This is a genomic window from Flavimaricola marinus, from assembly GCF_900184895.1.
Lineage (GTDB): Bacteria > Pseudomonadota > Alphaproteobacteria > Rhodobacterales > Rhodobacteraceae > Flavimaricola > Flavimaricola marinus.
Window position 1 is genome coordinate 191,913 of record NZ_FXZK01000004.1, and the last position, 23,830, is coordinate 215,742.

The 23,830-nt window shown below is 65.0% G+C and carries 22 protein-coding genes and 1 tRNA gene; 17 read left to right on the plus strand and 6 right to left on the minus strand.

Annotation, left to right across the window (positions count from 1 at the left end; all coding sequences use genetic code 11):
* The first annotated feature begins 15 nt into the window (after positions 1–15).
* From LOM8899_RS11995 to LOM8899_RS12015, 5 genes are all read left to right on the plus strand, one after another.
* Positions 16–648 carry a class I SAM-dependent DNA methyltransferase gene (locus tag LOM8899_RS11995; RefSeq protein WP_093992668.1) on the plus strand — a complete coding sequence of 211 codons (633 nt, stop codon included), beginning with the start codon at positions 16–18 and terminating at the stop codon, positions 646–648.
* Positions 649–657: 9 nt separating this feature from the next.
* Entirely contained in the window at positions 658–2,106 is a 1,449-nt protein-coding gene (locus tag LOM8899_RS12000) for a xylulokinase (protein ID WP_093992466.1), read from the plus strand.
* A 91-nt stretch (positions 2,107–2,197) separates the two neighbouring features.
* Positions 2,198–3,109, plus strand: coding sequence for a substrate-binding domain-containing protein (locus tag LOM8899_RS12005; RefSeq protein WP_093992467.1), 912 nt, complete (start codon positions 2,198–2,200; stop codon positions 3,107–3,109).
* 58 nt (positions 3,110–3,167) lie between these two features.
* Entirely contained in the window at positions 3,168–4,685 is a 1,518-nt protein-coding gene (locus tag LOM8899_RS12010) for a sugar ABC transporter ATP-binding protein (protein ID WP_093992468.1), read from the plus strand.
* Positions 4,682–5,626, plus strand: coding sequence for an ABC transporter permease (locus LOM8899_RS12015; protein ID WP_093992469.1), 945 nt, complete (start codon positions 4,682–4,684; stop codon positions 5,624–5,626). The genes LOM8899_RS12010 and LOM8899_RS12015 overlap by 4 nt, the downstream gene beginning before the upstream one ends.
* Before the next feature lie 205 nt (positions 5,627–5,831).
* On the opposite strand, the gene LOM8899_RS12020 is transcribed toward LOM8899_RS12015, so the two are convergent.
* The 4 genes from LOM8899_RS12020 to LOM8899_RS12035 form a co-directional block, all read right to left on the minus strand.
* Positions 5,832–6,617: a carnitinyl-CoA dehydratase gene (locus LOM8899_RS12020; protein WP_093992470.1), complete on the minus strand. Its 786-nt coding sequence runs from the start codon at positions 6,615–6,617 to the stop codon at positions 5,832–5,834.
* Positions 6,610–8,634, minus strand: coding sequence for an acetate--CoA ligase family protein (locus tag LOM8899_RS12025; protein ID WP_245820517.1), 2,025 nt, complete (start codon positions 8,632–8,634; stop codon positions 6,610–6,612). The genes LOM8899_RS12020 and LOM8899_RS12025 overlap by 8 nt, the downstream gene beginning before the upstream one ends.
* Before the next feature lie 298 nt (positions 8,635–8,932).
* Positions 8,933–10,096, minus strand: coding sequence for an acyl-CoA dehydrogenase family protein (locus LOM8899_RS12030; RefSeq protein WP_093992472.1), 1,164 nt, complete (start codon positions 10,094–10,096; stop codon positions 8,933–8,935).
* 9 nt (positions 10,097–10,105) lie between these two features.
* The gene (locus tag LOM8899_RS12035; protein WP_093992473.1) at positions 10,106–10,864 is read right to left on the minus strand and encodes a class II aldolase and adducin N-terminal domain-containing protein; all 759 of its coding nucleotides are present in this window, start codon (positions 10,862–10,864) and stop codon (positions 10,106–10,108) included.
* Positions 10,865–11,046: 182 nt separating this feature from the next.
* On the opposite strand from LOM8899_RS12035, the gene LOM8899_RS12040 reads away from it, so the two are divergent.
* The 7 genes from LOM8899_RS12040 (at position 11,047) to LOM8899_RS12070 (ending at position 17,281) form a co-directional block, all read left to right on the plus strand.
* Positions 11,047–11,361 (plus strand): YciI family protein, encoded by a 315-nt coding sequence (locus tag LOM8899_RS12040; RefSeq protein ID WP_093992669.1) that lies wholly within the window; start codon positions 11,047–11,049, stop codon positions 11,359–11,361.
* Positions 11,362–11,515: 154 nt separating this feature from the next.
* The gene (ade, locus tag LOM8899_RS12045) at positions 11,516–13,315 is read left to right on the plus strand and encodes an adenine deaminase (protein ID WP_093992474.1); all 1,800 of its coding nucleotides are present in this window, start codon (positions 11,516–11,518) and stop codon (positions 13,313–13,315) included.
* Between the two features lie 113 nt (positions 13,316–13,428).
* Positions 13,429–14,910 (plus strand): AMP nucleosidase, encoded by a 1,482-nt coding sequence (locus LOM8899_RS12050; protein ID WP_093992670.1) that lies wholly within the window; start codon positions 13,429–13,431, stop codon positions 14,908–14,910.
* Between the two features lie 134 nt (positions 14,911–15,044).
* Positions 15,045–15,335, plus strand: a complete 291-nt coding sequence (locus tag LOM8899_RS12055; protein ID WP_093992475.1) for an HU family DNA-binding protein — start codon at positions 15,045–15,047, stop codon at positions 15,333–15,335.
* A 139-nt stretch (positions 15,336–15,474) separates the two neighbouring features.
* Positions 15,475–15,810: an ArsR/SmtB family transcription factor gene (locus LOM8899_RS12060; protein ID WP_211096197.1), complete on the plus strand. Its 336-nt coding sequence runs from the start codon at positions 15,475–15,477 to the stop codon at positions 15,808–15,810.
* The gene (locus LOM8899_RS12065) at positions 15,807–16,277 is read left to right on the plus strand and encodes an SRPBCC domain-containing protein (protein ID WP_093992476.1); all 471 of its coding nucleotides are present in this window, start codon (positions 15,807–15,809) and stop codon (positions 16,275–16,277) included. Before LOM8899_RS12060 ends, LOM8899_RS12065 begins: the two co-directional genes overlap by 4 nt.
* Positions 16,278–16,375: 98 nt before the next feature.
* Entirely contained in the window at positions 16,376–17,281 is a 906-nt protein-coding gene (locus LOM8899_RS12070) for a DMT family transporter (protein ID WP_093992477.1), read from the plus strand.
* Here the strand turns inward: LOM8899_RS12070 and bhcR are convergent.
* Positions 17,193–18,056: an HTH-type transcriptional regulator BhcR gene (gene bhcR / locus LOM8899_RS12075; RefSeq protein WP_093992672.1), complete on the minus strand. Its 864-nt coding sequence runs from the start codon at positions 18,054–18,056 to the stop codon at positions 17,193–17,195. The genes LOM8899_RS12070 and bhcR overlap by 89 nt on opposite strands.
* A gap of 163 nt (positions 18,057–18,219) precedes the next feature.
* On the opposite strand from bhcR, the gene bhcA reads away from it, so the two are divergent.
* From bhcA to bhcD, 4 genes are all read left to right on the plus strand, one after another.
* Positions 18,220–19,410 carry an L-aspartate--glyoxylate aminotransferase BhcA gene (bhcA, locus tag LOM8899_RS12080; protein ID WP_093992478.1) on the plus strand — a complete coding sequence of 397 codons (1,191 nt, stop codon included), beginning with the start codon at positions 18,220–18,222 and terminating at the stop codon, positions 19,408–19,410.
* Positions 19,410–20,354: a beta-hydroxyaspartate dehydratase BhcB gene (gene bhcB, locus LOM8899_RS12085; RefSeq protein WP_093992479.1), complete on the plus strand. Its 945-nt coding sequence runs from the start codon at positions 19,410–19,412 to the stop codon at positions 20,352–20,354. The genes bhcA and bhcB overlap by 1 nt, the downstream gene beginning before the upstream one ends.
* A 38-nt stretch (positions 20,355–20,392) precedes the next feature.
* Positions 20,393–21,553 carry a 3-hydroxy-D-aspartate aldolase BhcC gene (gene bhcC, locus LOM8899_RS12090; RefSeq protein ID WP_093992480.1) on the plus strand — a complete coding sequence of 387 codons (1,161 nt, stop codon included), beginning with the start codon at positions 20,393–20,395 and terminating at the stop codon, positions 21,551–21,553.
* Between the two features lie 78 nt (positions 21,554–21,631).
* Complete coding sequence (gene bhcD / locus LOM8899_RS12095; protein WP_093992481.1) at positions 21,632–22,597, plus strand: iminosuccinate reductase BhcD; 966 nt, start codon at positions 21,632–21,634, stop codon at positions 22,595–22,597.
* Here the strand turns inward: bhcD and LOM8899_RS12100 are convergent.
* Positions 22,594–23,619, minus strand: coding sequence for a LacI family DNA-binding transcriptional regulator (locus tag LOM8899_RS12100; RefSeq protein WP_281253227.1), 1,026 nt, complete (start codon positions 23,617–23,619; stop codon positions 22,594–22,596). The genes bhcD and LOM8899_RS12100 overlap by 4 nt on opposite strands.
* Before the next feature lie 117 nt (positions 23,620–23,736).
* Between LOM8899_RS12100 and LOM8899_RS12105 the strand changes: the two genes are divergently transcribed.
* Positions 23,737–23,813 (plus strand) — tRNA-Arg (locus LOM8899_RS12105).
* Positions 23,814–23,830 lie beyond the last annotated feature (17 nt).

The window sequence follows — 23,830 nt, forward strand, 5'->3', positions numbered from 1 at the left end:
GCGGATCTTGGCTCTATGACAGATCAGGACAACAGCAAGCTCTCCTCCGCCTATTCGCTGAACGGGCCAGAGGACACACGTCGCCTCTATGCCGAATGGGCCGAGACCTATGACGCCGATTTCGTGCAGGGGCAGGGCTATCTGATGCCAAGCCATGTGGCGGATGCGTTTCTGGCCGCCGGTGGCGCCGGCCCGGTGCTCGACGTCGGTGCGGGCACGGGCGTGATGGGCGAGGGGCTGGGCGCGGCGGGGATTGCCCCCATCGACGCGCTGGATCTGTCGCCGGAGATGCTCGCAGTGGCGGGCCGCAAGGGCATATACCGCCATCTGATCGAGGCGGATGTGACCCAGCCGATTGTCTTGCCCGAGGGCCCCTATGCCGGCGTGGTCAGTTCCGGCACGTTCACGCTGGGCCATGTCGGCCCGGAGGCGTTCGACCCGCTTTTGGCGGCCGCCGCACCCGGTGCGATTTTCTCGCTGGGGATGAATGCCAAGCACTATGTGGCCGCCGGATTCGAGGCCAAGATCGAGGCGCTGGCCGATCAGATCACGGGGTTCTCGTTGTCCACTGTGCCGCTTTATCGCGAGGGTGCGACCGGACCGCATGCCAAGGACAACGGCTATGTCGTTGTGTTCTCCAAGCGCTAGGGGCCGCTGATGCGCATTCTGGGGATTGATGTCGGCACGACCTCGGTGAAGGCCGGAATCATCGACGAGACCGGCCAGATCGTGGCCCGCTTTGCCCAGAGCTATCCGACCCGCCGCTCTGGCCGCAACGTGGTGGAGCAGGATCCGGCGGATTGGATCCGTCTGATCGATGCCGCACTGGAGGCTTTTGCGGGCCATGAGGTTTCGGCCATTGGCCTGACCAGTCAGGTCAACACCCATGTTTTCGTGGGCGCGGATGGTTCCTCGCTGATGCCCGCGATACTGTGGCAGGATGGCCGGGCCGGGGCGGAAGCCGCGGCGTTGGATGCCCGCGTGACCGTTGAGCAGAAGCAGGCGTGGTGGGGCGCCCCGATGCCGATTGACGCGAGCCATGCGGCCTCGAGGATGGCGTGGGTTGCCGCCCATCGCCCGGAGATATGGGAGCAGACCCGATGGGTGATGCTGCCCAAGGATTACTGCCTGCTCGCCCTGACCGGCGAGGCCGCGACGGACCCGTTGTCGAACGTGGGCCTTGTGGACAGCGATCTGCGCTATGTGCCGGAGGTCTTGGCCCTCGTGCCCGGCGCGGCGGAGCGCATGGCTCCGCTGGTGCCGATCTGCGACGTGGTCGGCCGGGTGCGCGGCGGCCCCTTCGAGGGCGTGCCGGTGGTGTCGGGCACGATGGACGCTTGGGCGGGCCTTGTCGGCACAGGCGGGGCGCAGGACCGTTCGACGATGTATCTGAGCGGCACCAGCGAGATCATGGGCATCTCGTCCCGCGAGGTGATCCCGACGCCGGGCGCGATCGTCTTTGCCGAATGCGAGGGCATAAGGCTGCATGCCGCGCCGACCCAATCGGGCGGCGATGCGGTGGCTTGGTTCACCGGCGTGCACGAAATGTCGCCCGAGGCCATGGCCGCGATGGTCGGCCCCCGCAGCGATGCGGTGCCGCTGTTCCTGCCGCAGTTGCAGGGCGAGCGCGCCCCTTTGTGGGACGCCGATCTGCGCGCCGCCTTTCTGGGGGTGAGCCGCCAGACCGGGCAGGCCGATTTCGCCCGCGCGGTCTATGAGGGCGTGGCGATGGCCGCCCGCATGGCGCTCGAGACGTTGCAGGCCTCGTCGGGGGTGAAAAGCGACACGATCACCTGCGGCGGCGGTGGGTTTCAGTCCGAGCCGTGGAACCAGATCCGTGCCGATGTGATGGGCGTGGAGCTTCGCCGTCTTGCCGCCAAGGATCCGGGGATTCTGGGTGCCGCGACGATGGCCGCCATCGGCGTGGGTGCCTTTGCCGGGTTTGAAGAGGCCTATGCCGCGCTTGCCGCGGTGGACCAAAGCTATGCGCCCGATCCGGGGCGGCGTGCTTTCTATGACGATCTCTTTGCTCTCTACGCAGAGGCGATCACAACGACCGCCGATCTGGGCAAACGGGTGTCTGCCCTGTCGGCCGCGGCCCCCTGACCGCCGAGAAACCCGGTCCCGGGGCGGCGACCATCCCTTTACAATCCACGCCGAAGGCTCTCAGATACCGCCAAACCTAGGGGAGACGAAAATGACAAGACATCTGACGCTGGCTGTCTCGGCTTTGGCTCTGTGCGCCTCTGCCGCGTGGGCCGAAACCGTGGCGGTGATCACGCCGTATCTCGCGCAGCCGGGCACGCAGGCCTATGTCGAGGGCTTTGAAGCCGCCGCCGCCGAGCGTGGCTGGGACGTGAACGTCATCGACACCGCTGGCGACGTGGCCGCCGTGATCAGCCGCATCGAGGATGCCGTTGTTCAGAATGTCGACGCCATCGTGATCAACGTCGATCCCGCTCAGGTGGGTGTCGGCCTGATGGCTGCCGCCGACGCGGGCATTCCGGTGGTGGGCATGGATGCCGGATCCGATCCGCTGGTCGCCGCGAACGTCACCTCCAACGGCTATGGCATGGCCGCCGAGACCGCCGTCTACGTGGCCAACCGCATCAACGGCGAAGGTGCCGTGGTGATGTTTGTCTTTGACGCCTTTCCGCCGGTGCAGATCCGGGGCGTTGTGGCCGACGCGATCTTTGGCAACTTTCCCGATATCGAGGTGCTCGACCGTGTGACCCCGGATGTGTCCGATGGTGGCATCGCCGACAGCCGCGCCAAGATGGAGGCGATCCTCGCCGCCAATCCCGAGCCGGGCAGCATTGCCGCCGTCTGGGCCGCGTGGGACCAGCCCGCGCTGGGCGCCTTGCAGGCCATCGAGGATGCCGGCCGCGCCGGTGAGGGCATCGTGATCACCGGCATCGACGCGAACCCGCAGGCCCGCGACGCCATCGCCGCCGGTGGCAATTTCGAAGCCTCCATTGCGCAGGATTTCAACGGAATCGGGTCGACCGCTGCCGATGTCGTTGCCCGCTTGCTGGCCGGCGAAGAGCTCCGCGAGAGCGTGATCTATGTGCCGACCATGCTGGTGACATCGGCCAACGCCGCCGAGTGATCCCCGCGGCGGCGCCGACACCGGCGTCGCCCCTTTCCGCCCTCTGAAAAGCGATGCCATGCACAGCCTGACATTCAGACAGATGTCCAAGGCCTACGGCGGTGTGCCTGCCCTGTCGGACGTGTCCCTGACCCTGACCGGAGGCCGCGTCCACGCCCTGATGGGAGAGAACGGGGCGGGCAAGAGCACCCTGATCAAGCTGATCGCGGGCGTCGTCGGGGCGGATAGCCTGAGCGTCGAGAAGGACGGCGTTCCGCTGCCCCTCGCCTCGGCGCAGGACGCCCATGACGCGGGCTTTCGCTTTATCCATCAGGAGCTGAACATCGTCCCGCAGATCTCGGTGGCCGAGAATGTGCTGCTGGGGCGGCCCTATCCGCGCCGCTTTGGGCTGGCGGTGGATTGGCCGCGGGTCCGGGCGATGGCCCGCGAGGCGCTGGCCTTTCTGGGCGCTGCGCATATCGACGTGGCGGGGCTGGCCGGTGATCTGCCCGCGGGCGACAAGATGCTGATCAAGATCGCGGCGGCGCTGGTCGCCGACGAGGGCAGGCAGGCCGATCTCTATGTCCTCGACGAGCCGACGGCCGCGCTGACCGGCGAGGAATCCGAGATGCTGTTTGCGGTGATCGCCCGGCTGACGGCCAAGGGGGCGGCGGTGCTTTATGTCTCGCACCGGATCGACGAGGTGATGGCGATCTGCGATGACGTGACCGTGCTGCGCGACGGACGTCATGTCTCGACCGGCCCAGTGGCCGGGCTGAGCAAGGACCAGATCATCCATGCGATGACCGGACGGGACGTGCAGGACGCCTATCCGCCGCGGCGCCATCCGATCGGTGCCGAGGTCGTGGCCGAGGTGTCGGGGGCGGCGGACTTCACCCTGCGGGCCGGCGAGATCCTGGGCGTCGCCGGTCTGGCGGAAGCGGGACAGAGCCAGCTGCTCGGGCTTTTCATGGGCCTTGGCCGAACCCACGATACACAGGTGCGTGTTATGGGTGGCCCGACGCCGGCCACACCGGCCGAGGCATGGGCGCGCGGTATTGCCTATTTGCCCCGCGAACGCCGCGCCGAGGGGCTGATGCTCGATATGTCGATCCGCGCCAACGTGGTGCTGCCGCATCTGGGCCGCTACGGCCTGCGCGCCAAGGCGGGCGCCGAGCGCCGCGATGCTGCCGCCATGAGCGCCAAGATGCGGGTGAAATACGATCACATCGACCAGCCCGTCGGCCAGCTTTCGGGCGGCAATCAGCAAAAGGTGGTCTTTGCCCGCGCGCTTTATGGCCAGCCCAAGCTCCTCCTCCTCGACGAGCCGACACGCGGCGTCGACGTGGGCGCCAAGTTCGACATCTATACCACCGTCCGCGATCTCAGCGCGCAGGGTTGCGCCATCATCCTGACCTCGTCCGACCTGCCGGAGATGCTGGGCATGTGCGACCGCATTCTCGTGCTGCAAGACGGTCGCCAGACCGAGATCCTCGATACGGAGGGCCTGACCAGCGCCGCTCTGTTGACCCATTTCTACCCGCCCGAGGCGGCGCATCTGACCCAAAGGCCCAGCATGACGAGTTCAGCCCAATGACCAAGACCCTGCGCCAATCCGGCACGCTTCTGGGCTTTGCCGCGATCATCGTGTTCTTTGCCGTCCAACTGCCCGAGACGTTCCTGACCGCCCGCAACCTCATCAACATCAGCCAGCAGCTGTCCATGCTCGCCGTGGTCGCGGCGACGATGACCATCGTCATGGTGATGAACGATTTCGACCTCTCGGTCGGCTCGATGGCCAGTCTTGCAGGCATCGTCGCGGCGACGGTCTTTACCATGGACTATCCGATCTGGACCGCGCTCCTCGCGGCGCTATTGGTGGGCGCGGCGGGCGGCCTGTTCAACGGGTTTCTGGTGTCGGTCATCGGCATTCTGCCCTTTGTCGCCACCCTTGGCACGCTTACGGTGTTCAGCGGACTGGCGTTCCTAATCAGCGACGGCAAGACGATCTTTGGCCGCGATATTCCGGCCGGATTTTCGGGCTTTGCCCGTGGCGGCATCGAGTTGGGCGACGTCAGGATACCGTTCCTGACGGTGACGGCCGCGCTTGTCATCCTCGTCTGCTGGTTCGTGCTGGAGCAGACCACCTTCGGCCGCCGTCTCTATGCCATCGGCGGCAACAAGGAGGCGGCACACCTTGCCGGGATCAAGGTCAAACGTCTGCGCCTTCTGGCCTTTGGCCTGACCGGCCTCGGCGCGGCCGGTGCCGGCCTGATGTATGCCGCCCGCGTCGCCTCGGCCAACCCGACCCAAGGCAGCGGCCTGATGCTCGACGCCATTGCCGCCGTGTTTCTGGGTATGACGATGAGCAGGCAGGGCGAGCCGCGCGTGCTGTTCACGCTGGTCGGGGTGCTGATCCTCGGCATCCTCGACAATGGCCTGACGCAGATGCAGGTGGACAGCTATATCCGCGAGATCCTCGTGGGCCTGATCGTCATTGCAGCCGTGGCGGTGGCGTCGTTTTCCAAGCGGCGTTAGGGGGACAGTCCTTCGGGGCGCTTGTTCGGTCCGGAATCAAGGCCGTCAGGCCGCCGGACCATCGACTGCCCGTCCCGGCGGGCTGGCGATTTGTCATCCGTAGCCTGGGGCTCATTCCACGTCCTGACAGTGGCAGCCATAAAGCGCCTATGTCGCCCGCTACATCGCCATCCCACGGGCAGTCGAAGGTCCGGCTTTTGTCGCGCTACTTGCCTTTCCAGACCGGATCGCGCTTTTCGGCGAAGGCCCGCGCCCCTTCGAGGTTGTCCTCGCTGCCATAGAGCCGGTCCACCGTGGCGAATTGCCGTTTGGTAATCCGGTTCAGCGCGTCCTGAAACTTCATGTCCTCGGCCTCGCGCACCACCTCCTTGATCGCGGCAAAGACCAGCGGCGGCCCGGAAGCGAGCAGTTCGGCCAGCGCCCAAGCCTTGGGCAGCAGGTCCTCGGGGGTGGTGATTTCTTTCAACAGCCCCCAGCGGAGCGCCTCTTCGGCGTCGAACCAGCGCCCCGTCAGCAACAGGTCCATCGCCACGTGATAGGGAATCCGCTTGGGCAGCTTGATCGAGGCGGCGTCGGCCACCGTCCCCGACCGGATTTCAGGCAGCGCGAAGGTGGCGTTGTCGGAGGCGAGGATCAGATCGCAGGACAGCGCCAGTTCCAGCCCGCCGCCGCAGCAGATCCCGTTGACCGCGCAGATCACCGGTTTGTTCAGGTGCGGCAGTTCCTGCAAGCCGCCAAAGCCGCCGACCCCGTAATCGCCATCGACCGCATCGCCATCGCTTGCCGCCTTCAGGTCCCAGCCGGGGCAGAAGAATTTCTCCCCCTCGGCGCGCAGGATGCAGACCCTGAGCGAGTCGTCATCGCGGAAGGCCCGGAAGGTCTCGCCCATGATGACCGAGGTCTTGAGGTCGATCGCGTTGGCCTTGGGCCGGTCGAGCGTGACCTCGAGGATCGCGCCTTTGGTGCGGGTCTTGACGGGGGCGTCAGTCATTGGGGGCAATCCTTATCAGCGCATCGACGGCGACGGCGCGGGTGGGGGTGCAAAGCAGCGGGTTCACCTCAACTTCGGCCAGCCGGTCCGCATTGGCAAGCACGTAGCCCTGCACCGCCTCGACGGCACGCACAATGCTGGTGAGGTCGGCCGCAGGCCTGCCCCGGAACCCGGTCAGAAGCGGCGCGATCCGCAAGCGGCCAAGCGCGGTTTCGATGCTCGCGCGGCTCGCCGGGATCAGCAGTTGCGTGCTGTCCTGCCAAAGCTCTGTCAGTATGCCCCCCGCCCCGAGCGTCAGCACGAAGCCATGCGCCGGATCGCGCACCACCCCGACAAGCAGCTCGGCCACGGCGTCGCTGATCATCTCTTCGATCAGATAGCCGGTGGCGTCCATTCCTTCCGCCGCCTGCTGTGCGGCCTGCGGGGTGGCAAGCCCGAGCACAACTGCCCCGGCGTCGGACTTGTGGGCATGCCCCTCGCCCTTGAGTGCGAAGGGTGGGCGGAGCCCGGTGCAAGCGCTCGCGACATCTGCGGCGTTCATGCTGTGACGCGCCGCAGGGATGGCCAGTCCGTGGGCGGAGAGGGTGGCCTTGGCCTCTGCCTCGGTCAGCGGCAGCGGCTCCCGATCCGGGCCGGGCAGGAGCAGGTCTCGCCCCCGATCCGGGGCAGTCCGCGCCACGGCAGCGGCAATGGCGGCAAAGCCATCGGCCAGCCCGCTCAGCGGCACCACCCCGGCAGCCAACAGGTCCTGGGCCACGTCCTCGGGCATCAGTTCGGGCAAGGTGGCGAGCATGGCGGTCGGCTTGCCGGTGGCCCAGGCGGTGTCCTTGGCGGCGCTGGTGGCGCAGGCCCAATCGGATGCATCGCAGCGGTCGGCCCGGGGGTAGTCCACGATCAGGCAGGTAAGGGCGATGTCTGGGGCGTCGATCGCGATGAAGGCGCGGGCCATGGCGATCGCATCGCGCCAGATGTAGGTGTGGTAGTCCAACGGGTTGGACAACGTCACCTTGGGGCCAAGGGCGTCATGCAGGGCGGCGGTTTGATCGGGGCTGAGCAGCGGAAAGCGCAGACCCGCGCGGGCGCCGGTATCAGCCGCAAGACTGGCCTCGCCGCCGGAGCAACTGATCGACGCGATACCGGGGTGCGGCAGGGGGCCGGTGCCGTGCATGAGCTTGAGCGTTTCCAGAAACACCCCAAGGTCAGAGACCCGGGCGATCCCCAGACGGTCCAACAGGGCCTGCGCCCCGGCATCGCTGCCCGCGAGTGAGGCGGTGTGGGATACGGTCGCCACCTGCGCCTCGTCGGACGCTCCGATCTTGAGGGCCACAAGGGGGATGCCGCGGGCGGCGGCGTCGCGGGCAAGGGCCTGCCAGTCTGCCAGATCGCCGAAGCCCTCAATATGCAGGCCGATGGCCGTCACACGCGGATCGTCGAGCAGGGCGCGGGCGATCTGGGCTTGCGTGGTCTGAGCCTGATTGCCGCAGGTGACGACATAGCCGATGGGCAGGGCCCGGGCCTGCATGGTCAGGTTGATCGCGATGTTGGACGACTGTGTCAGGATCGCGACCCCGCGCGTCACCGGCGAACAACCGTGTTGGTCGGGCCAGAGCAGAGCCCCGTCGAAGGCGTTGATGAAGCCATAGCAATTGGGCCCGAGGATCGGCATGTCGGCCGCCGCATCCAGCAGGCGGGCGTGGAGCGTGGCTCCGTCGCCGACTTCGGCGAATCCGCTGGCAAAACAGACCGCGCCACCTGCGCCCATCCGGGAAAGCTCGGAAATCGCCGGAATGGTGGCATCGCGGTTGATCCCGACAAAGGCGGCATCGGGCGGTGCGGGCAATGCGGCGACGCCCGGGAATGCGGGCAACCCTTCGACCTGAGTCGCGCTCGTATGGACCGGCCAGATTTTCCCCGCAAAACCGGCCTTTCGCAACTGCTGCACGACCGCCCGACACCATGCCCCACCGCCGATCACCGCCACGGAACGGGGGCGCAACAATCGGGACAGGTCTCGCATCAATGCAAGGCTCCATACTCGGTGGCGCGGGCAGGAGCCTCCGGCGGGGATATTTTTGACCCAAAGAAGGCAGAGGCAGAAATACCCCCCGGCCGTTCCAGATACCGGGGGGCTTCTCTGGGTACGGCCATCGGCGTCCCCGCCTGTTCCGCATGAGAAGCGTCCCCGATTCTAGTTAACGAAGCGTTGCTTCTTTGGGTCAAAAATATCCCGGAGAGCGCGAGAGGCTGGCCTCTCGCTCCTGTCGGCGGCGTCAAGCCGTCGAAACCGGAACTGGGCGCGGCGGGGGCCAAGAGCGTCAGGCCCCCAGTGCCCGCAAGAGATCACGGCTGATGATGTGTCTCTGGATTTCGCTGGTGCCGTCCCAGATCCGCTCGACCCGCGCGTCCCGCCAGAACCGTTCCAGCGGGTAGTCGTCCATCAGCCCCATGCCGCCGTGGATCTGGATCGCCGCATCGGTGACCCGCGCCAGCATCTCGGAAGCGTAGAGTTTGGCGGAGGCGATTTCCCGGTTGGCCGGCAGCCCTTTGTCGAGCCGGTCGGCCGCCGCGAGGGTCAGCAGGTCGGCGGCGTCGATCTCGGTGATCATGTCGGCGAGTTGAAAGCTGACCCCCTGGAATTTGCCGATCGGCTGTCCGAACTGCTCCCGCGTCGCCGCGTAGTCCAGTGCGTAGTCGAACACCCGCCGCGCCCGGCCGACGCACATCGTGGCCACCGTGATCCGCGTGGCGTAGAGCCATTCGTTCATGACCTCGAAGCCGCCGTCGACCTCGCCCAACACCTGGGCGTCGCTCAGCCGGCAGTCGTCGAAATCGAGGATCATATTCTTGTAGCCGCGGTGGCTGACCGATTTATACCCTTCGCGAATCGTGAACCCCGGCGTTCCCCGGTCGACCAGAAAGGTGGTGATCCGCTTCTTCGGCCCCTTTGGGGTCTGATCCTCGCCCGTCGCCATGAAGACGATGACGAAATCGGCGTGCTCAGCGCCGGAGATGAAATGCTTGGTGCCGTTCGCCACCCAATCGCCGCCGTCCCGCTGGGCGCTGCATTTCATGCCGCGCACGTCCGAGCCCGCCCCCGGTTCGGTCATCGCGAGCGCGTCCATCCGCTCGCCCCGCACCGCGGGCAGCAGGTATCGCTCTATCTGGTCGCCTTTGCAGGCCATCAGGATGTTCTGTGGCCGCCCGAAGAAGTGGTTGAGCGCCATCGATCCGCGTCCGAGCTCTCTCTCGACGATCGCGAATTCGAGGTGGTTGAGCCCGGCCCCGCCGACGCTTTCGGGAAAGTTGCAGGCGTAAAAGCCCATTTCGATGGTCTTGCGCTTGATCTCGGCGGCGAGCTCCGGCGGCACCACCCCGGTCCGTTCGACCTCGGCCTCGTGCGGATAGATCTCGTGTTCGACGAACCGCCGCACGGTTTGCGCGATCATCTGGTGTTCGTCGGTCAGCCCGAAGCTGGTCATCGGATGCCCCTAGCGCGCATAGTCCGACCCCTCGTCGTCGAGGATCGCTTTGAGCTCGCCCAGGTGCCGCGCGTCCTGTTCGGGATAGTCCTCGAGCTCTCGTGCCGTCTTTTCGGCCACGTCGTCCGGTAGCACACGCAGCGGCTGTCCGGTTTGCAGCGCCCGGATATAGGTCTCGGCCGCTCGCTCGAAGTAGTAGAGCCGGTTGAACGTCTCGGCCACGGTCGCGCCGATCACCAGCACCCCGTGGTTGCCCATCACCATCACCCTCTTTTTCGGATCGGTGAACAGCGCCGCGCAGCGTTCCCCTTCGTCCTCGAAGGCCAGCCCGCCGTAGCCGTCGTCGATGACGATCCGGTCATAGAACGTCGCGCAGTTCTGATCGATCGGCGGCAGTCGGCTGTCCGCGAGGCTGGCCAACACCGTGGCAAAGATCGAATGACAGTGCATCGCGCACCGCGCATGCGGCACGTGCCTGTGGATCCCGCCGTGCAGCCCCCATGCGGTGGGGTCGGGCGCGTTCGGCCCGGACAGCGTTTCCGGATCCTCGGCATCCACCACGATCATGTCCGACGCCTTGATCCGCGCGAAATGCATCTGGTTCGGGTTCATCAGGAACCGCGTTCCGCTGTCGTTGATCGCCAGTGAGAAGTGGTTGGCCACGGCTTCGTGCATGTTCAGCCGGGCGGTCCAGCGAAAGGCGGCCGCAAGGTCGACCCGCTCTTGCCAGTGCTCGATATTTGCCCCGGTCTGCTGTTGTCCGTCCATGGTGTGGTCTCCTTGCGATGGCGGTAGCCTAGGCCCCCGATGGCCCCGGCGTCCTGCCGTTTTCCGACATTTCTGGCGTGATTTGCCCAGCTAGGCGGCGGGCCGCGCCAATGTCAAATAGCTTGACCGATGCGCTCCGCAGCGCGCCTACTGGACCCCTGAACAACAATCAGGAGAGTATCATGCCTAAATTCTTGTTCGTTTATCACGGCGGCGGCATGCCGGAGACCCCCGAAGAGGGTGAGAAGATGATGGCCGATTGGGGCGCCTGGTATGAGGGCATGGGCGCTGCCCTTGCCGATCCCGGCGGCGCTGTCGGCATGTCGCACACCGTCTCCGGCAGCGGCATTGCCGAGGACGGCGGGTCGAACCCAAGCTCCGGCTTTACCGTCGTCGAGGCCGCCGACCACGCCGCCGCCTGCGAGATCGCCAAGGGCTGCCCGATGGTCAAGGACGGCTCCGGCTCGGTCGAAGTCGCCCCGATCATGGATATGTAGCCTTCCGGCGCCCGCCCCATCCGAGGTGCGATTGCAGATGGAAAGCCCGTTGTTTGCACATGATTGAAATGTGACCTGACGGATTTCGGCACAAAGTGCCGATAGAGTGCGGTGGCGTCTTGCTCCTGTCGCACAACTGGTGTGATATTCGGAAATGGAAAACGCCGTCAAAACATGGGCCGAAGCGGCCCCGAAACTGGTCGAGGTCGCCGCCGGTCGCGCCCCGGCCGATCTGGTCATCCGCGGTGGCCTGTTGGTCAACGTGCAATCCCGCGAAATTCTGGAGGGCTGGCAGGTGGCCGTGGCCTCTGGCCGGTTTGCCTATGTCGGCCCCGATGCCTCTCATTGCATCGGGCCGCAGACCGAGGTGGTCGAGGCCGAGGGCCGCTATCTGATCCCCGGTCTGTGCGACGGCCATATGCATATCGAAAGCGGGATGCTCACCCCCGCCGAATTCGCCGCCGCCGTGATCCCGCATGGCACGACCACCATGTTCACCGACCCTCACGAGATCGCCAACGTCCTTGGCCTTGCCGGTGTGCGGATGATGCATGACGAGGCGCTGATGCAGCCGGTCAACATCTTCACCCAGATGCCGAGCTGCGCCCCCTCCGCGCCGGGTCTTGAGACCACCGGGTTCGAGATCACCGCCGAGGACGTCGCCGAGGCAATGACCTGGCCGGGCATCATCGGGCTGGGCGAGATGATGAATTTCCCCGGCGTGATCAACGGCGATCCGCAGATGCTGGCCGAGATGGCCGCGACGATGGCCGCCGGCAAGACCGTGGGCGGCCACTATGCCTCGCCCGACCGGGGGATCGGCTTTCACGCCTATGCCGCCGGAGGGGCTGCCGACGATCACGAAGGCACCGCCGAGGCCGATGCCATCGCCCGTGTCCGGCAGGGCATGCGCTCGATGATGCGCCTCGGGTCGGCATGGTATGACGTGGAAACCCAGATCACCGCGATCACCGAAAAGGGCCTCGATCCGCGCAACTTCATCCTGTGCACCGACGATTGCCATTCCGGCACGCTGGTTAACGACGGCCATATGAACCGGGTGGTCCGGCACGCGATCGAGTGCGGCTGCGACCCGCTGATCGCGCTGCAGATGGCGACGGTCAACACCGCCACCCATTTCGGGCTGGAGCGCGAATTGGGCAGCATCGCCCCGGGCCGCCGCGCCGATGTGATCCTGACGTCTGATCTGCGGACCCTGCCCATCGAGGTGGTGTTTGCCCGCGGCGTCCGCGTGGCCGAGGCCGGAACCCGGATCGCCCAATGCCCGCACTACGATTGGCCCGAAAGCGCCCGGCAGACTGTTCATCTTGGCAAAAAACTCACGGCGCAGGATTTTGCCATTGCAGCCCCCGAAGGGGCAATTGCGGTGACCGCCAAGGTCATCGGGGTGGTCGAGAACCAGGCCCCGACCAAGGCGCTGACCTATGAGCTGCCCGTCACCGAAGGCCGGGTGCAGGCCACCGGCGAGGTCTGCCAGATCGCGCTGGTCGAGCGCCACCGCGCGACCGGTGATGTGGTCAACGGGTTTGTCAGCGGCTTTGGCTATGAGGGCGAGATGGCGATTGCCTCGACCGTCGCCCATGACAGCCACCACATGATCGTGGTCGGCACCAGCCAGGAGATGATGGCCGAGGCCGCCAATCGTCTGGGTGAGGTGGGCGGTGGCATCACCGTGTGGAAGGACGGGGCGGAACTGGCCCTCGTGCCCCTGCCCATCGCGGGCCTGATGTCCGACAGCCCGGCGGTCGATGTGGCCGCCATGGCCGACCAGATGATCGCCGCCATGGCCGAGTGTGGCTGCACCCTGAACAACGCCTATATGCAGCATTCGCTGCTCGCTCTCGTCGTCATCCCCGAGCTTCGCATCAGCGATCTGGGCCTTGTGGATGTGACCAAGTTCGAGCTGACCGATCTGTTTGAGGCTCCGAAATGAACCGACCCGGCCAGCGCCCTGTGCGCCCGCCGGGCGGAGACACGGCCCCTGCGATCCGCGCCTTCGGCGCCGCAGGGGTTTCTCAACACACCTGATTTTATGACGATGGAATGATGAAGATAGAAAACACAACACGCATACTGACCCCCACCACCCCCGCACCGGAGGCCTTTACCGATGCCGCCGCCGCCGTGGAGCGCCTCCGCGAGCTCTACGATCTGTCGGTCCGGTTCCTGTCCGAGCAATTCTCGGCGGCCATCGCCACCGGCCGCCCCGAAGGCCGTATCCGCGCCTACTACCCCGAGATTCGCCTGACCACCTCGACCTTTGACATCACTGACAGCCGGTTGAGTTTCGGCCATGTCGCCCAGCCGGGCGTCTATTCCACGACCATCACCCGCCCGGATCTGTTTGCTCATTACCTGACCCAGCAGATCCAGCTCTTGATCCAGAACCACCACGAGCCCGTGGTGATCGGCATGTCCGACACGCCGATGCCGGTCCATTTCGCCGTGGCCGGCGATGCCGAAGTGTCGGTGCCCCAAGAGGGCGCGATGGAGTTCAGCTTGCGCGATGTCTTCGACGTGCCCGATCTGGCGACGACGAACGACGACATCGTCAATGGCGACGGCTTTCAATATGGCGACGGATCGGTGCCGCTCGCCCCGTTCACCGCGCAGCGCATCGACTATTCGCTGGCCCGGCTGGCCCATTACACCGCTACCACGCCGGATCATTTCCAGAACCACGTGCTGTTCACCAACTATCAGTTCTATGTCGAGGAATTCGAGGCCTACGGTCGCAAGATGCTGGCCGATCCCGACAGCGGCTACATCAGCTTTGTCGGTCCCGGTAACGTCGTGATCACCGATCCGGATGCCCCGATGCCTGCGCCGCCCAAGATGCCGCAGATGCCGACCTATCACCTGACCCGCAAGGGCGGCGCGGGGATCACGTTGGTCAACATCGGTGTCGGCCCGTCCAATGCCAAGACCGCGACCGACCACATCGCCGTGCTCCGCCCGCATGCTTGGCTGATGGTGGGCCACTGCGCCGGCCTGCGCAACAGCCAGCGCCTTGGCGATTTCGTCCTCGCCCATGCCTATCTGCGCGAAGACAAGGTGCTCGACGACGATCTGCCGGTCTGGGTGCCGATCCCGCCGCTGGCCGAGATCCAGATCGCCCTTGAGAACGCCGTGGCCGAGGTGACCGAGCTGGAGGGCTATGAGCTCAAGCGCATCATGCGCACCGGCACCGTCGCCAGCCTCGACAACCGCAACTGGGAGCTTCGCGATCAACGTGGCCCGGTCCAGCGCCTGAGCCAGTCCCGCGCCGTTGCCCTCGACATGGAAAGCGCCACGATTGCCGCCAACGGTTTCCGCTTTCGCGTTCCCTACGGCACTCTGTTGTGCGTCAGCGACAAGCCGCTTCATGGCGAGTTGAAACTCCCCGGAATGGCCTCTAGTTTCTACAAGACGCAGGTCTCGCGCCACTTGATGATCGGGATCCGGGCGATGGAGCGTTTGCGCGAAATGCCGCTGGAACGCATCCACAGCCGCAAGTTGCGTAGCTTTGAAGAGACTGCTTTCCTGTGAAATCAGTGAAAACAACACAAATCGTGCTGTTTTCCCTTGCAATGCGCCCCAATTCGTTGTGTGCCTATACAACATAGCGTGGAACAGCACGAGCAGAGCCCCAATGGCGGGGTACGACAAGGGAGACCAAAAGAATGGCTAAATCACCAATGACCAAGGCGCAGCTTGTCACTGCCCTGTCCGAGAAAATGGATACCGACAAAAAATCCGCTGGCGCCGCATTGGAAGCCGTCGTTGCGATCATCACCGACGAAGTATCGAGCGGTGGCGCAGTGACCCTGCCCGGCGTGGGCAAGATTTACTGCCGCGAGCGCCCCGAGCGCATGGTGCGCAACCCCGCCACCGGCGAGCAGATCAAGAAAGAGGCCGACAAGGTGGTCAAGATGACCATCGCCAAGGCTCTCAAGGACAGCGTGAACGGCTAATCCCGCACACGTCGTCAGACTTAAGGGTCGCCTTCGGGCGGCCCTTTTTCGTTGCGGTCGTGCCTTGAGGCCGGGCCGGGTCGGTTTACAGCAATATGCATCATGTGCTATATAGCTAAAAGCAAATATAGGTTTGGTGATGGCTCAGGCTCTGGACAGGACATTCGCGGCGCTTTCCGACCCGACCCGCCGCGCGATTCTGGCCCGGCTCGCGGAGGGCGAAGCGACGGTGTCGGAGATCGCCGCCCCGTTCTTGATGTCGCAGCCCTCGATCTCGCGTCACCTCAAGGTGCTGGAGGACGCGGGTCTGATCCTGCGCCGCGTCGACGGAAATCGGCGTCCCTGTCGGCTGGCCCCGGACACGCTGGGCGCGCTGGAGGACTGGCTCGACCACGTCCGCCGCATCTACGCCGCCAATTACGACCGGCTGGACGCTGTTCTGAACGATCTGCAATCACAGGAGCCAAAGACATGACCAAACTCTCGATAGAGACCGATGGCGAGAAGAGCGTCATCGTCCGTCGCCGGTTTCGCGCCGCGCCCGAAGCGGTCTTCCGGGCTCATATCGACGCCGAGTTGCTTCGCAAGTGGATGTTCGGCCCGCCCGGTTGGACGATGTCGGTCTGCGAGTCCGATCCGAAGCCCGGCGGCGCGATCCGGTTCGAATGGGCCGGTCCGGCGGGGGCGACGATGCGCGTCACCGGCACCTACAAGGAGGTGATCCCGCATTCCCGTTTGCGCCATACCGAGATCATGCACATGCCCGATCCGTCGCCCGAGAACGAGGTCCTGACCGAATTCACCGCCACCGAGGACTCGGGGACGCTGGTCGTCGTGACCATGACCCTGCCGACCCCCGAAGACCGCGCCGCGATGCTGGCCAGCGGCATGGAGGACGGCATGGAAGCGAGCTATGCGAAATTGGATGCGCTCGACCTGTAAATGCCGCCGACCGACGTGCCGGCCCTTGCGAACCGCATGACCTTGGTATCTTCAGGGTCGGGGAAGATTTGACCCCGGCGCGGCAAGGATTGGCACAAATGGATTTCAAAGCGATCGCGATGGGCCTGGCCTTTGCGCTGATGTGGTCGTCGGCCTTTACCTCGGCCCGCGTCATCGTCGAATACGCTCCGCCGCTGACGACGCTGGCGCTGCGCTTTCTGATCTCGGGTCTGATTGGCGTGGGCGTCGCCTTTGCCATGGGCCAGACCGCCCGGCTGACCCGCGCACAATGGCGCGGTGTGATCGTCTTTGGCATCTGTCAGAACGCGCTCTATCTGGGCATGAACTTCGTCGCCATGCAGACCATCGAAGCGGGTCTGGCGTCGATCATTGCCTCGACCATGCCGCTGATGGTCGCCGTGGCGGGCTGGCTGTTTCTGGCCGACCGCCCCCGTCCATTGGCTTTGGCCGGTTTGATCGTGGGCTTCGTCGGCGTGACACTGATCATGGGCGCCCGTTTGCAGGGCGGCGTCGACATGACCGGCGTGGCGCTGTGCGTCTTGGGTGTTGTGGCCCTGACCGCGGCGACGATGGCCGTCAGGGGCGCCTCGTCGGGTGGCAATCTGTTGATGATCGTCGGGTTGCAGATGTTCGTGGGATCGGCCGTTCTGGCGGTGCCTGCGCTGGTCTGGGAGCCGTTCGACGTGACATGGTCCTGGCAGCTGATCGTGGCGTTTGCCTATACCGCCCTCGTTCCGGGATTGCTGGCGACCTTGGTCTGGTTCTGGCTGGTCGGCCGGATCGGCGCCGTGAAGGCCGCGACGTTCCACTTTCTCAACCCGTTCTTTGGCGTCGCCATTGCGGCGATCCTTTTGGGCGAAACGCTCGGCCTGCTCGACGTCGTGGGCGTGGCGATCATCGCGGCGGGGATTCTGGCGGTGCAGTGGAGCCGTGCCGAGCGTGCCCGCCCATTGCCCGTGTCAGAGCCTGTGCGGCCTGAATGACCTGCGCCCCCAGTCGCGGCGTGGCCGAAGGTTCGACCCGGCTGGTTGGCCCGGAGACCGACAGCCCGGCCACGGCCTCGCCATGCACGTCGAAGATCGGGGCGGCGATGCACCGCATACCGAGCGTCTTTTCCTCGGCGTCGATGGAATAGCCGCGCGTTCGGGTGGCGGCCAGATCGGCGATCAGCGCCTCCCTCTGGGTCAGCGTGTGCGGCGTGAATGCGGTGAGCGGATGTGCCTTGAGGTGCCGCGTCAGCCGCTCATCGGGCATCTGTGCGAGTAGCGCCTTGCCGATGCCTGAGGCATGTAGCGGCGACATGGTGCCCGGCGGAAAGAACGCCCGGATCGTGGCGTGGGTTTCGACTTGGGAGACGAAGAGCACGGCGCCTTCCTGTACGATCCCGAGATTGGCGGTTTCGCCCGTCGCCTCCATGAGATCCCGCAGGATGGGACGCGCCCGCTCGACCAGCGAGGTGCGCCGCAGAAAGCTGGATCCTATCAGGAACGCCCCCGCTCCGACGTTCCAGAGCTGCGACGTGCTGTTGAACTCCACGATCCCGCGCCCTTCGAGCGTGACCAGCACCCGGTAGACCGTGGCCGGCGATTGCCCCAGATCATCGGCCAGAGCCGAGAGCCCTGTGCCGCCGAGCTCGCCGAGCCGTTCGAGCACCTGCATCGCCCGGTCGAGCGATTTGATGGTGTTTTGCTCGGTCTTGTCGTGCCAATCGCGGGGCCTGCCACGGGTCCGCCTTGGGGTGGAATCGCCGTCGTCCATGCTGAAATTCCCCAATTTGAAAAACGCTTCCATAATGTGAAAAATGTAACCCATTGGCAAGGCTTTGATTTTTGCGCTGCGCGACTTTCGAAAAATCATTTCAAAAAAATTGTGAGTCGCGATGCACCCCCTTAGTCAGAAGACATCCAGAGGAGGAGCCCACATGAGCTTTCAGAATCCTGTCTTTATTCCCGGCCCGACGAACATCCCCGAGGTGATCCGCAAGGCTTGCGATATGCCGACGATCGACCATCGCTCGCCGCTGTTTGGCCAGATCCTGCATCCGGCAATTGCCGGTGTCCGCAAGGTTCTGAAATCCGCCGACGCCGAGGTGTTCATATTTCCGTCCACCGGCACCGGTGGATGGGAGACGGCGATCACAAACACTCTGTCCCCCGGTGATGCGGTGCTGATGGCTCGCAATGGCATGTTCTCTCACCGCTGGATCGATATGTGCCAGCGCCACGGCCTCGACGTGCGTGTCATCGAGGTGCCTTGGGGCGAGGGGATTCCGGCAGATCGGATCGAGGCGGCGTTGAGTGCCGACAAGGGCCACGCGATCAAGGCGGTGCTTGCCACCCATAACGAGACCGCGACGGGCGTCTTGTCGGATATCGCGGCCGTGCGCCGGGCGATGGATGCGGCCAGCCATCCGGCTCTGCTGATGGTCGACGGGGTGTCCTCTGTCGGGTCGATGAATTTCGAGTTTGACGGCTGGTCGGTCGATGTAGCCGTGACCGGATCGCAGAAGGGATTCATGTTGCCCCCCGGTCTGGCGATCGTGGGATTCAGCGCCAAGGCGATGGCGATGACTGAGTGGGCCAAGCTGTCCCGCACCTTCTTTGACATCCGCGATATGGAGAAGGCCTATGCCAATAACGCCTATCCCTATACGCCCGCCGTTGGCCTGATCAACGGGTTGAATCTGGCCTGCGATATGCTGCTCGAGGAGGGTTTGGAGAATGTCTTTGCCCGCCATCGACGGATCGCCGATGGCGTGCGCGCAGCGGTCGAGGCTTGGGGGCTGGAGATGTGCGCCACCCGGCCAGAGTTCTACTCTGACAGTGTGAGCGCCATTCGCACGCCGGAAGGATTTGACGCAACCAGCATCGTGACCCGTGCGGCCCAGACATACGGGATGGCCTTTGGCGTCGGCCTTGGCGAGGTGGCGGGCAAGGTGTTCCGCATCGGCCATCTGGGGAGCCTGACCGATGCGATGATGCTGTCGGGGATTGCGACGGCCGAGATGAGCATGGTGGATCTGGGCTTGCCGATGAAGCTCGGTTCGGGGGTCGCCGCCGCGCAAGCTGTGTATATGGCACCGCGTGCGGCCGTGGCCAAGGATGCGGCGTGATGGAAATTCCGACCTATGAGGATATGCTCGCCGCCCATGACCGGATCCGGCCGCATATTCACCGCACGCCGATCCTGACGTCTTCATATTTGAACGAGCTGACGGGCGCGCGGTTGTTCTTCAAATGCGAGAATTTCCAGAATGCGGGGGCGTTCAAGGTCCGTGGCGCGTCGAATGCGGTGTTTGGCCTGAGTGAGGCGGAGGCCGCACGCGGGGTCTGCACCCATTCCTCGGGCAATCATGCGCTTTCGTTGTCCTATGCGGCAGGCCGACGCGGCATTCCTTGCCATGTGGTCATGCCGCGCACCGCACCGCAGGCCAAGAAGGACGCGGTCAGGGGCTATGGCGGGATCATCACCGAATGCGAGCCTTCGACCTCGTCCCGCGAGGCTGTTTTTGCGGACGTGCAGGCTGCGACGGGCGGCAACTTTGTGCATCCCTACAACGACCCGAGGGTGATTGCGGGGCAGGGGACTTGCAGCCGCGAGTTGCTGGAGCAGACCGACGGGCTCGACATGGTCGTGGCCCCGATCGGCGGCGGCGGGATGATCTCGGGCACTTGTCTGACGCTGAGCTCGCTGGCCCCGGAGGTGAAGATCATCGCCGCCGAGCCGGAAATGGCAGACGACGCCTATCGCAGCTTCAAGGCGGGCCATATCATCGCAGACGATGCCCCTGTGACGGTGGCGGACGGCCTCAAGGTGCCGCTCAAGGAGCTGACATGGCATTTCGTGTCGAACCACGTGACCGACATCATGACCGCCAGCGAGGCCGAGATCATCGCCGCGATGAAGTTGACGTGGCAACGGATGAAGATCGTCATCGAGGCCAGTTGCTCGGTGCCGCTGGCGATCATTCTCAAGAACAAGGACGCCTTCGCGGGCAAGCGCGTGGGTGTCATCATCACGGGCGGCAATGTCGATCTTGACGCTTTGCCTTGGTGAGCGCCGACCCTTCCGAACCCAGTTATGAGGACCATGCCATGAGAGATATCGACTTTGCCGCCCTTGAGGTCGGATATGACGTTCCTGCCATTCCTGGCATGGACGAGGCCGACATTCAGACCCCTTGCCTCGTGCTGGATCTGGATGCGCTGGAGCGCAACATCACCAAGATGGGCGACTTTGCCAAGAAGATGGGGGTGCGCCACCGTGTCCATGGCAAGATGCACAAATCGGTCGATGTGGCGCTGCTGCAGGAACGGCTTGGTGGGTCATGCGGTGTCTGCTGCCAGAAGGTCAGCGAAGCCGAGGTCTTTGCCCGTGGTGGCATCAAGGACGTGCTGGTGTCGAACCAGGTGCGCGATCCTGTGAAGATCGACCGCCTTGCCCGTTTGCCCAAGCTGGGTGCCCGCACGATCTGCTGTGTCGATGATCTGGCGAATGTGGCCGATCTGAGCGAGGCCGCAGTTCGCCATGGCACGCAGATCGAGTGCCTTGTGGAAATCGACTGTGGCGCGGGCCGTTGTGGCGTGACCACGACCGAGGCCGTCATCGAGATAGCCCGTCCGATCGATGCCGCCGATGGCCTCAAGTTCGCGGGCCTGCAGGCCTATCAGGGCGCGATGCAGCACCTCGACAACTATGACGACCGCAAGTCCAAGATCGAGATCGCTGTCGCCCAGGTGAGAGACGCCGTGGATGGCCTGAAGGCCGTGGGCCTCGAGTGCGATATCGTTGGTGGCGGCGGCACCGGCTCATACTACTTCGAGGGCGCGTCGGGCGTGTATAACGAGCTTCAGTGCGGCTCCTACGCTTTCATGGATGCCGATTACGGCCGCATCCTCGACAAGGACGGCAAGCGGATCGACCAAGGCGAGTGGGAGAATGCGCTGTTCATCCTGACCTCTGTGATGAGCCACGCCAAAGCGGACAAGGCCATCGTGGACGCCGGCCTCAAGGCGCAATCGGTGGACTCGGGCCTGCCGGTGATCTTTGGCCGCACCGACGTGGCCTATGTCAAATGCTCGGACGAGCATGGTGTGGTTGCCGACCCGGATGGGGTGCTCAAGGTGAACGACAAGCTGCGCCTTGTGCCCGGCCACTGTGACCCGACCTGCAATGTCCATGATTGGTATATCGGGGTCCGCGGCGGCAAGGTCGAGACGCTTTGGCCGGTGAGTGCGCGCGGCAAGGCCTATTGATGCGCGAGGCCCGGCCGGGGGACGCCTCCGGCGGGGCCGTATTTGGGGCCAAAAGAAGCGAATGACGGGAGAGACGTGATGTGGATCGTGCCTGAGACGGCGATTGCCGATTTGATGACTCCGGAGGCCGCGTTTGATGCCGTGGAGCAGGTGTTTGCCGCCATGTCGCGGGGCGATGCCCGTAATTTCCCGGTGATCCGGGAGGCGATCGGCCATGCGGATGCAATATACGGGTTTAAGTCCGGATTTGACCGGGCTGGTCTGAACCTGGGCCTGAAATCGGGCGGCTATTGGCCGGGCAATGTGGCGAAGGGGCTGACCAATCATCAATCGACCGTGGTCTTGTTTGATCCGGATACGGGCCGCCCGAGGGCGCTGGTGGGGGGCAATTTGCTGACCGCGCTGCGCACTGCGGCGGCGGCGGCAGTGTCGGTCAAGCATCTGGCCCGGACCGATGCCAAGGTGTTGGGCATTGTGGGGGCCGGTCATCAGAGCGCGTTCCAGATGCGTGCCGTGGCGGCCGAGCGCGGCTTCGAGCGGGTGATTGGATGGAACCGTGATCCGGCGAAGCTCGCCCGTTTGTCGCGGACGGCTGCCGATCTGGGCCTGCCCTTCGAGGCGGTGGATTTGGACCGGCTGGGGGCCGAGGCGGATGTGATCGTCACGGTCACCTCGTCGTTTGCGCAGATCCTGACGTCGGCACAGGTGCGCCCCGGCACCCATCTGGCCTGTATGGGGACCGATACCAAGGGCAAGCAGGAGGTCGGGGTGTCACTGGTGTCCCGAGCGGCGGTGTTTACCGATGAGGTTGCCCAGGCCGTGACCATCGGCGAGTGCCAGCACGCCGTTGCGGCGGGGCATCTGGATGCCGGGGCGATCACCGAGTTGGGCGCGGTCATCAACGGCACCGCCCCGGGCCGCACGTCCGCCGAACAGGTGACCCTGTTTGACGGCACCGGCGTGGGGTTGCAGGATCTGGCCGTGGCCGCCGCGGTCGTCGATCTGGCGATGGCGCGGGGCGTCGCCATAGAGGTGCCGTTCTAGCCGCGCTTGAGCGTATCGCCGAAGTCGATCTTGGGCTGCAGCTCCGTCAGCAGCGGCATGGCGTCGGCCCCGTCCCCCATGCGCGACATGATCACCTTGGCCGCGGCCTGCCCGATTTCGCGTCGGCAGGCATCCATCGTGGCCAGCCGTCGCGGCAGCCCGTCGAGCAACTCGACCCCGTTGAACCCGGCAAGCCCGATTTGACCCGGCACGTCGATGCCTTTCTCCAGCAGATACAGCAGCCCGCCGGCGCCGATCATGTCGTTGGAGTAATACAGGAAATCGAGGTCCGGCGTGCGCGACAGCAGGGTTTGAGTCATCTCCCGCCCTTTGGCGAGCGCCGAGCCGCCGGAGTAGAACTCCCGGTCCGCAATCTCGATCCCGGCCTTGGCCAGCGTCCGTGTCAGCCCCTCGAACCGTTTCCGCGCCCGGTGGTCGAGCGGCATCTTGGTGCCCAGAAACCCGATCCGCGAGTAGCCTGCGGCGATGATCGCCTCGGCCATCACCCGCCCGGCCCGCTGATGCGAGATGCCCACGCAGGCGTCGATGGGTTGTCCGTCGACGTCCATGATCTCGACCACGGGGACATTGGCCTGCGCCAGCATCGCCCGCGACGCCTCGGAATGCTCGAGCCCGGCGATGATCACACCGGCGGGCCGCCACGACAGCATGTCGAAGAGCACTTTCTCTTCTTTTTCAGGCAGGTAGTCGGTGACCCCGACCACCGGTTGCAGGTCCGTGTCCTCGAGGATCTCGGATACGCCGGCGAGCACTTCGGGAAAGACCATGTTCTTGAGCGACGGGATGATGACCGCGACGAGGTTCACATGACTCGAGGCCAGCGATCCGGCGATCTTGTTGGGCACGTAGCCCAACCGCTTGGCCGCCGCCTGCACTTTCGCCCGCGTGGCCTCGCTCACATCGCCCTTGCCGCGCAGCACGCGGCTGACCGTCATTTCGCTGACGCCCGATTCTTCGGAGACGTCGCGCAGAGTGAGGGGGCGGCGGGGTGGAATGGTCACGTCAGGGTGCATCCATGATAGCTATGCGTCAGTGATACTCTTCCTCGGCGTGAGCGCCAAGAGCATGCGTGAGCTTGGTTGTCAGATGTCCCGCGCCTTGCTAGGGAAGTCTGGCGTGGCCCCGTGGCTCAACTGGATAGAGCAGCCCCCTCCTAAGGGGCAGGTTGCAGGTTCGAATCCTGCCGGGGTCACCAGATCTTGAAGGAGCTTT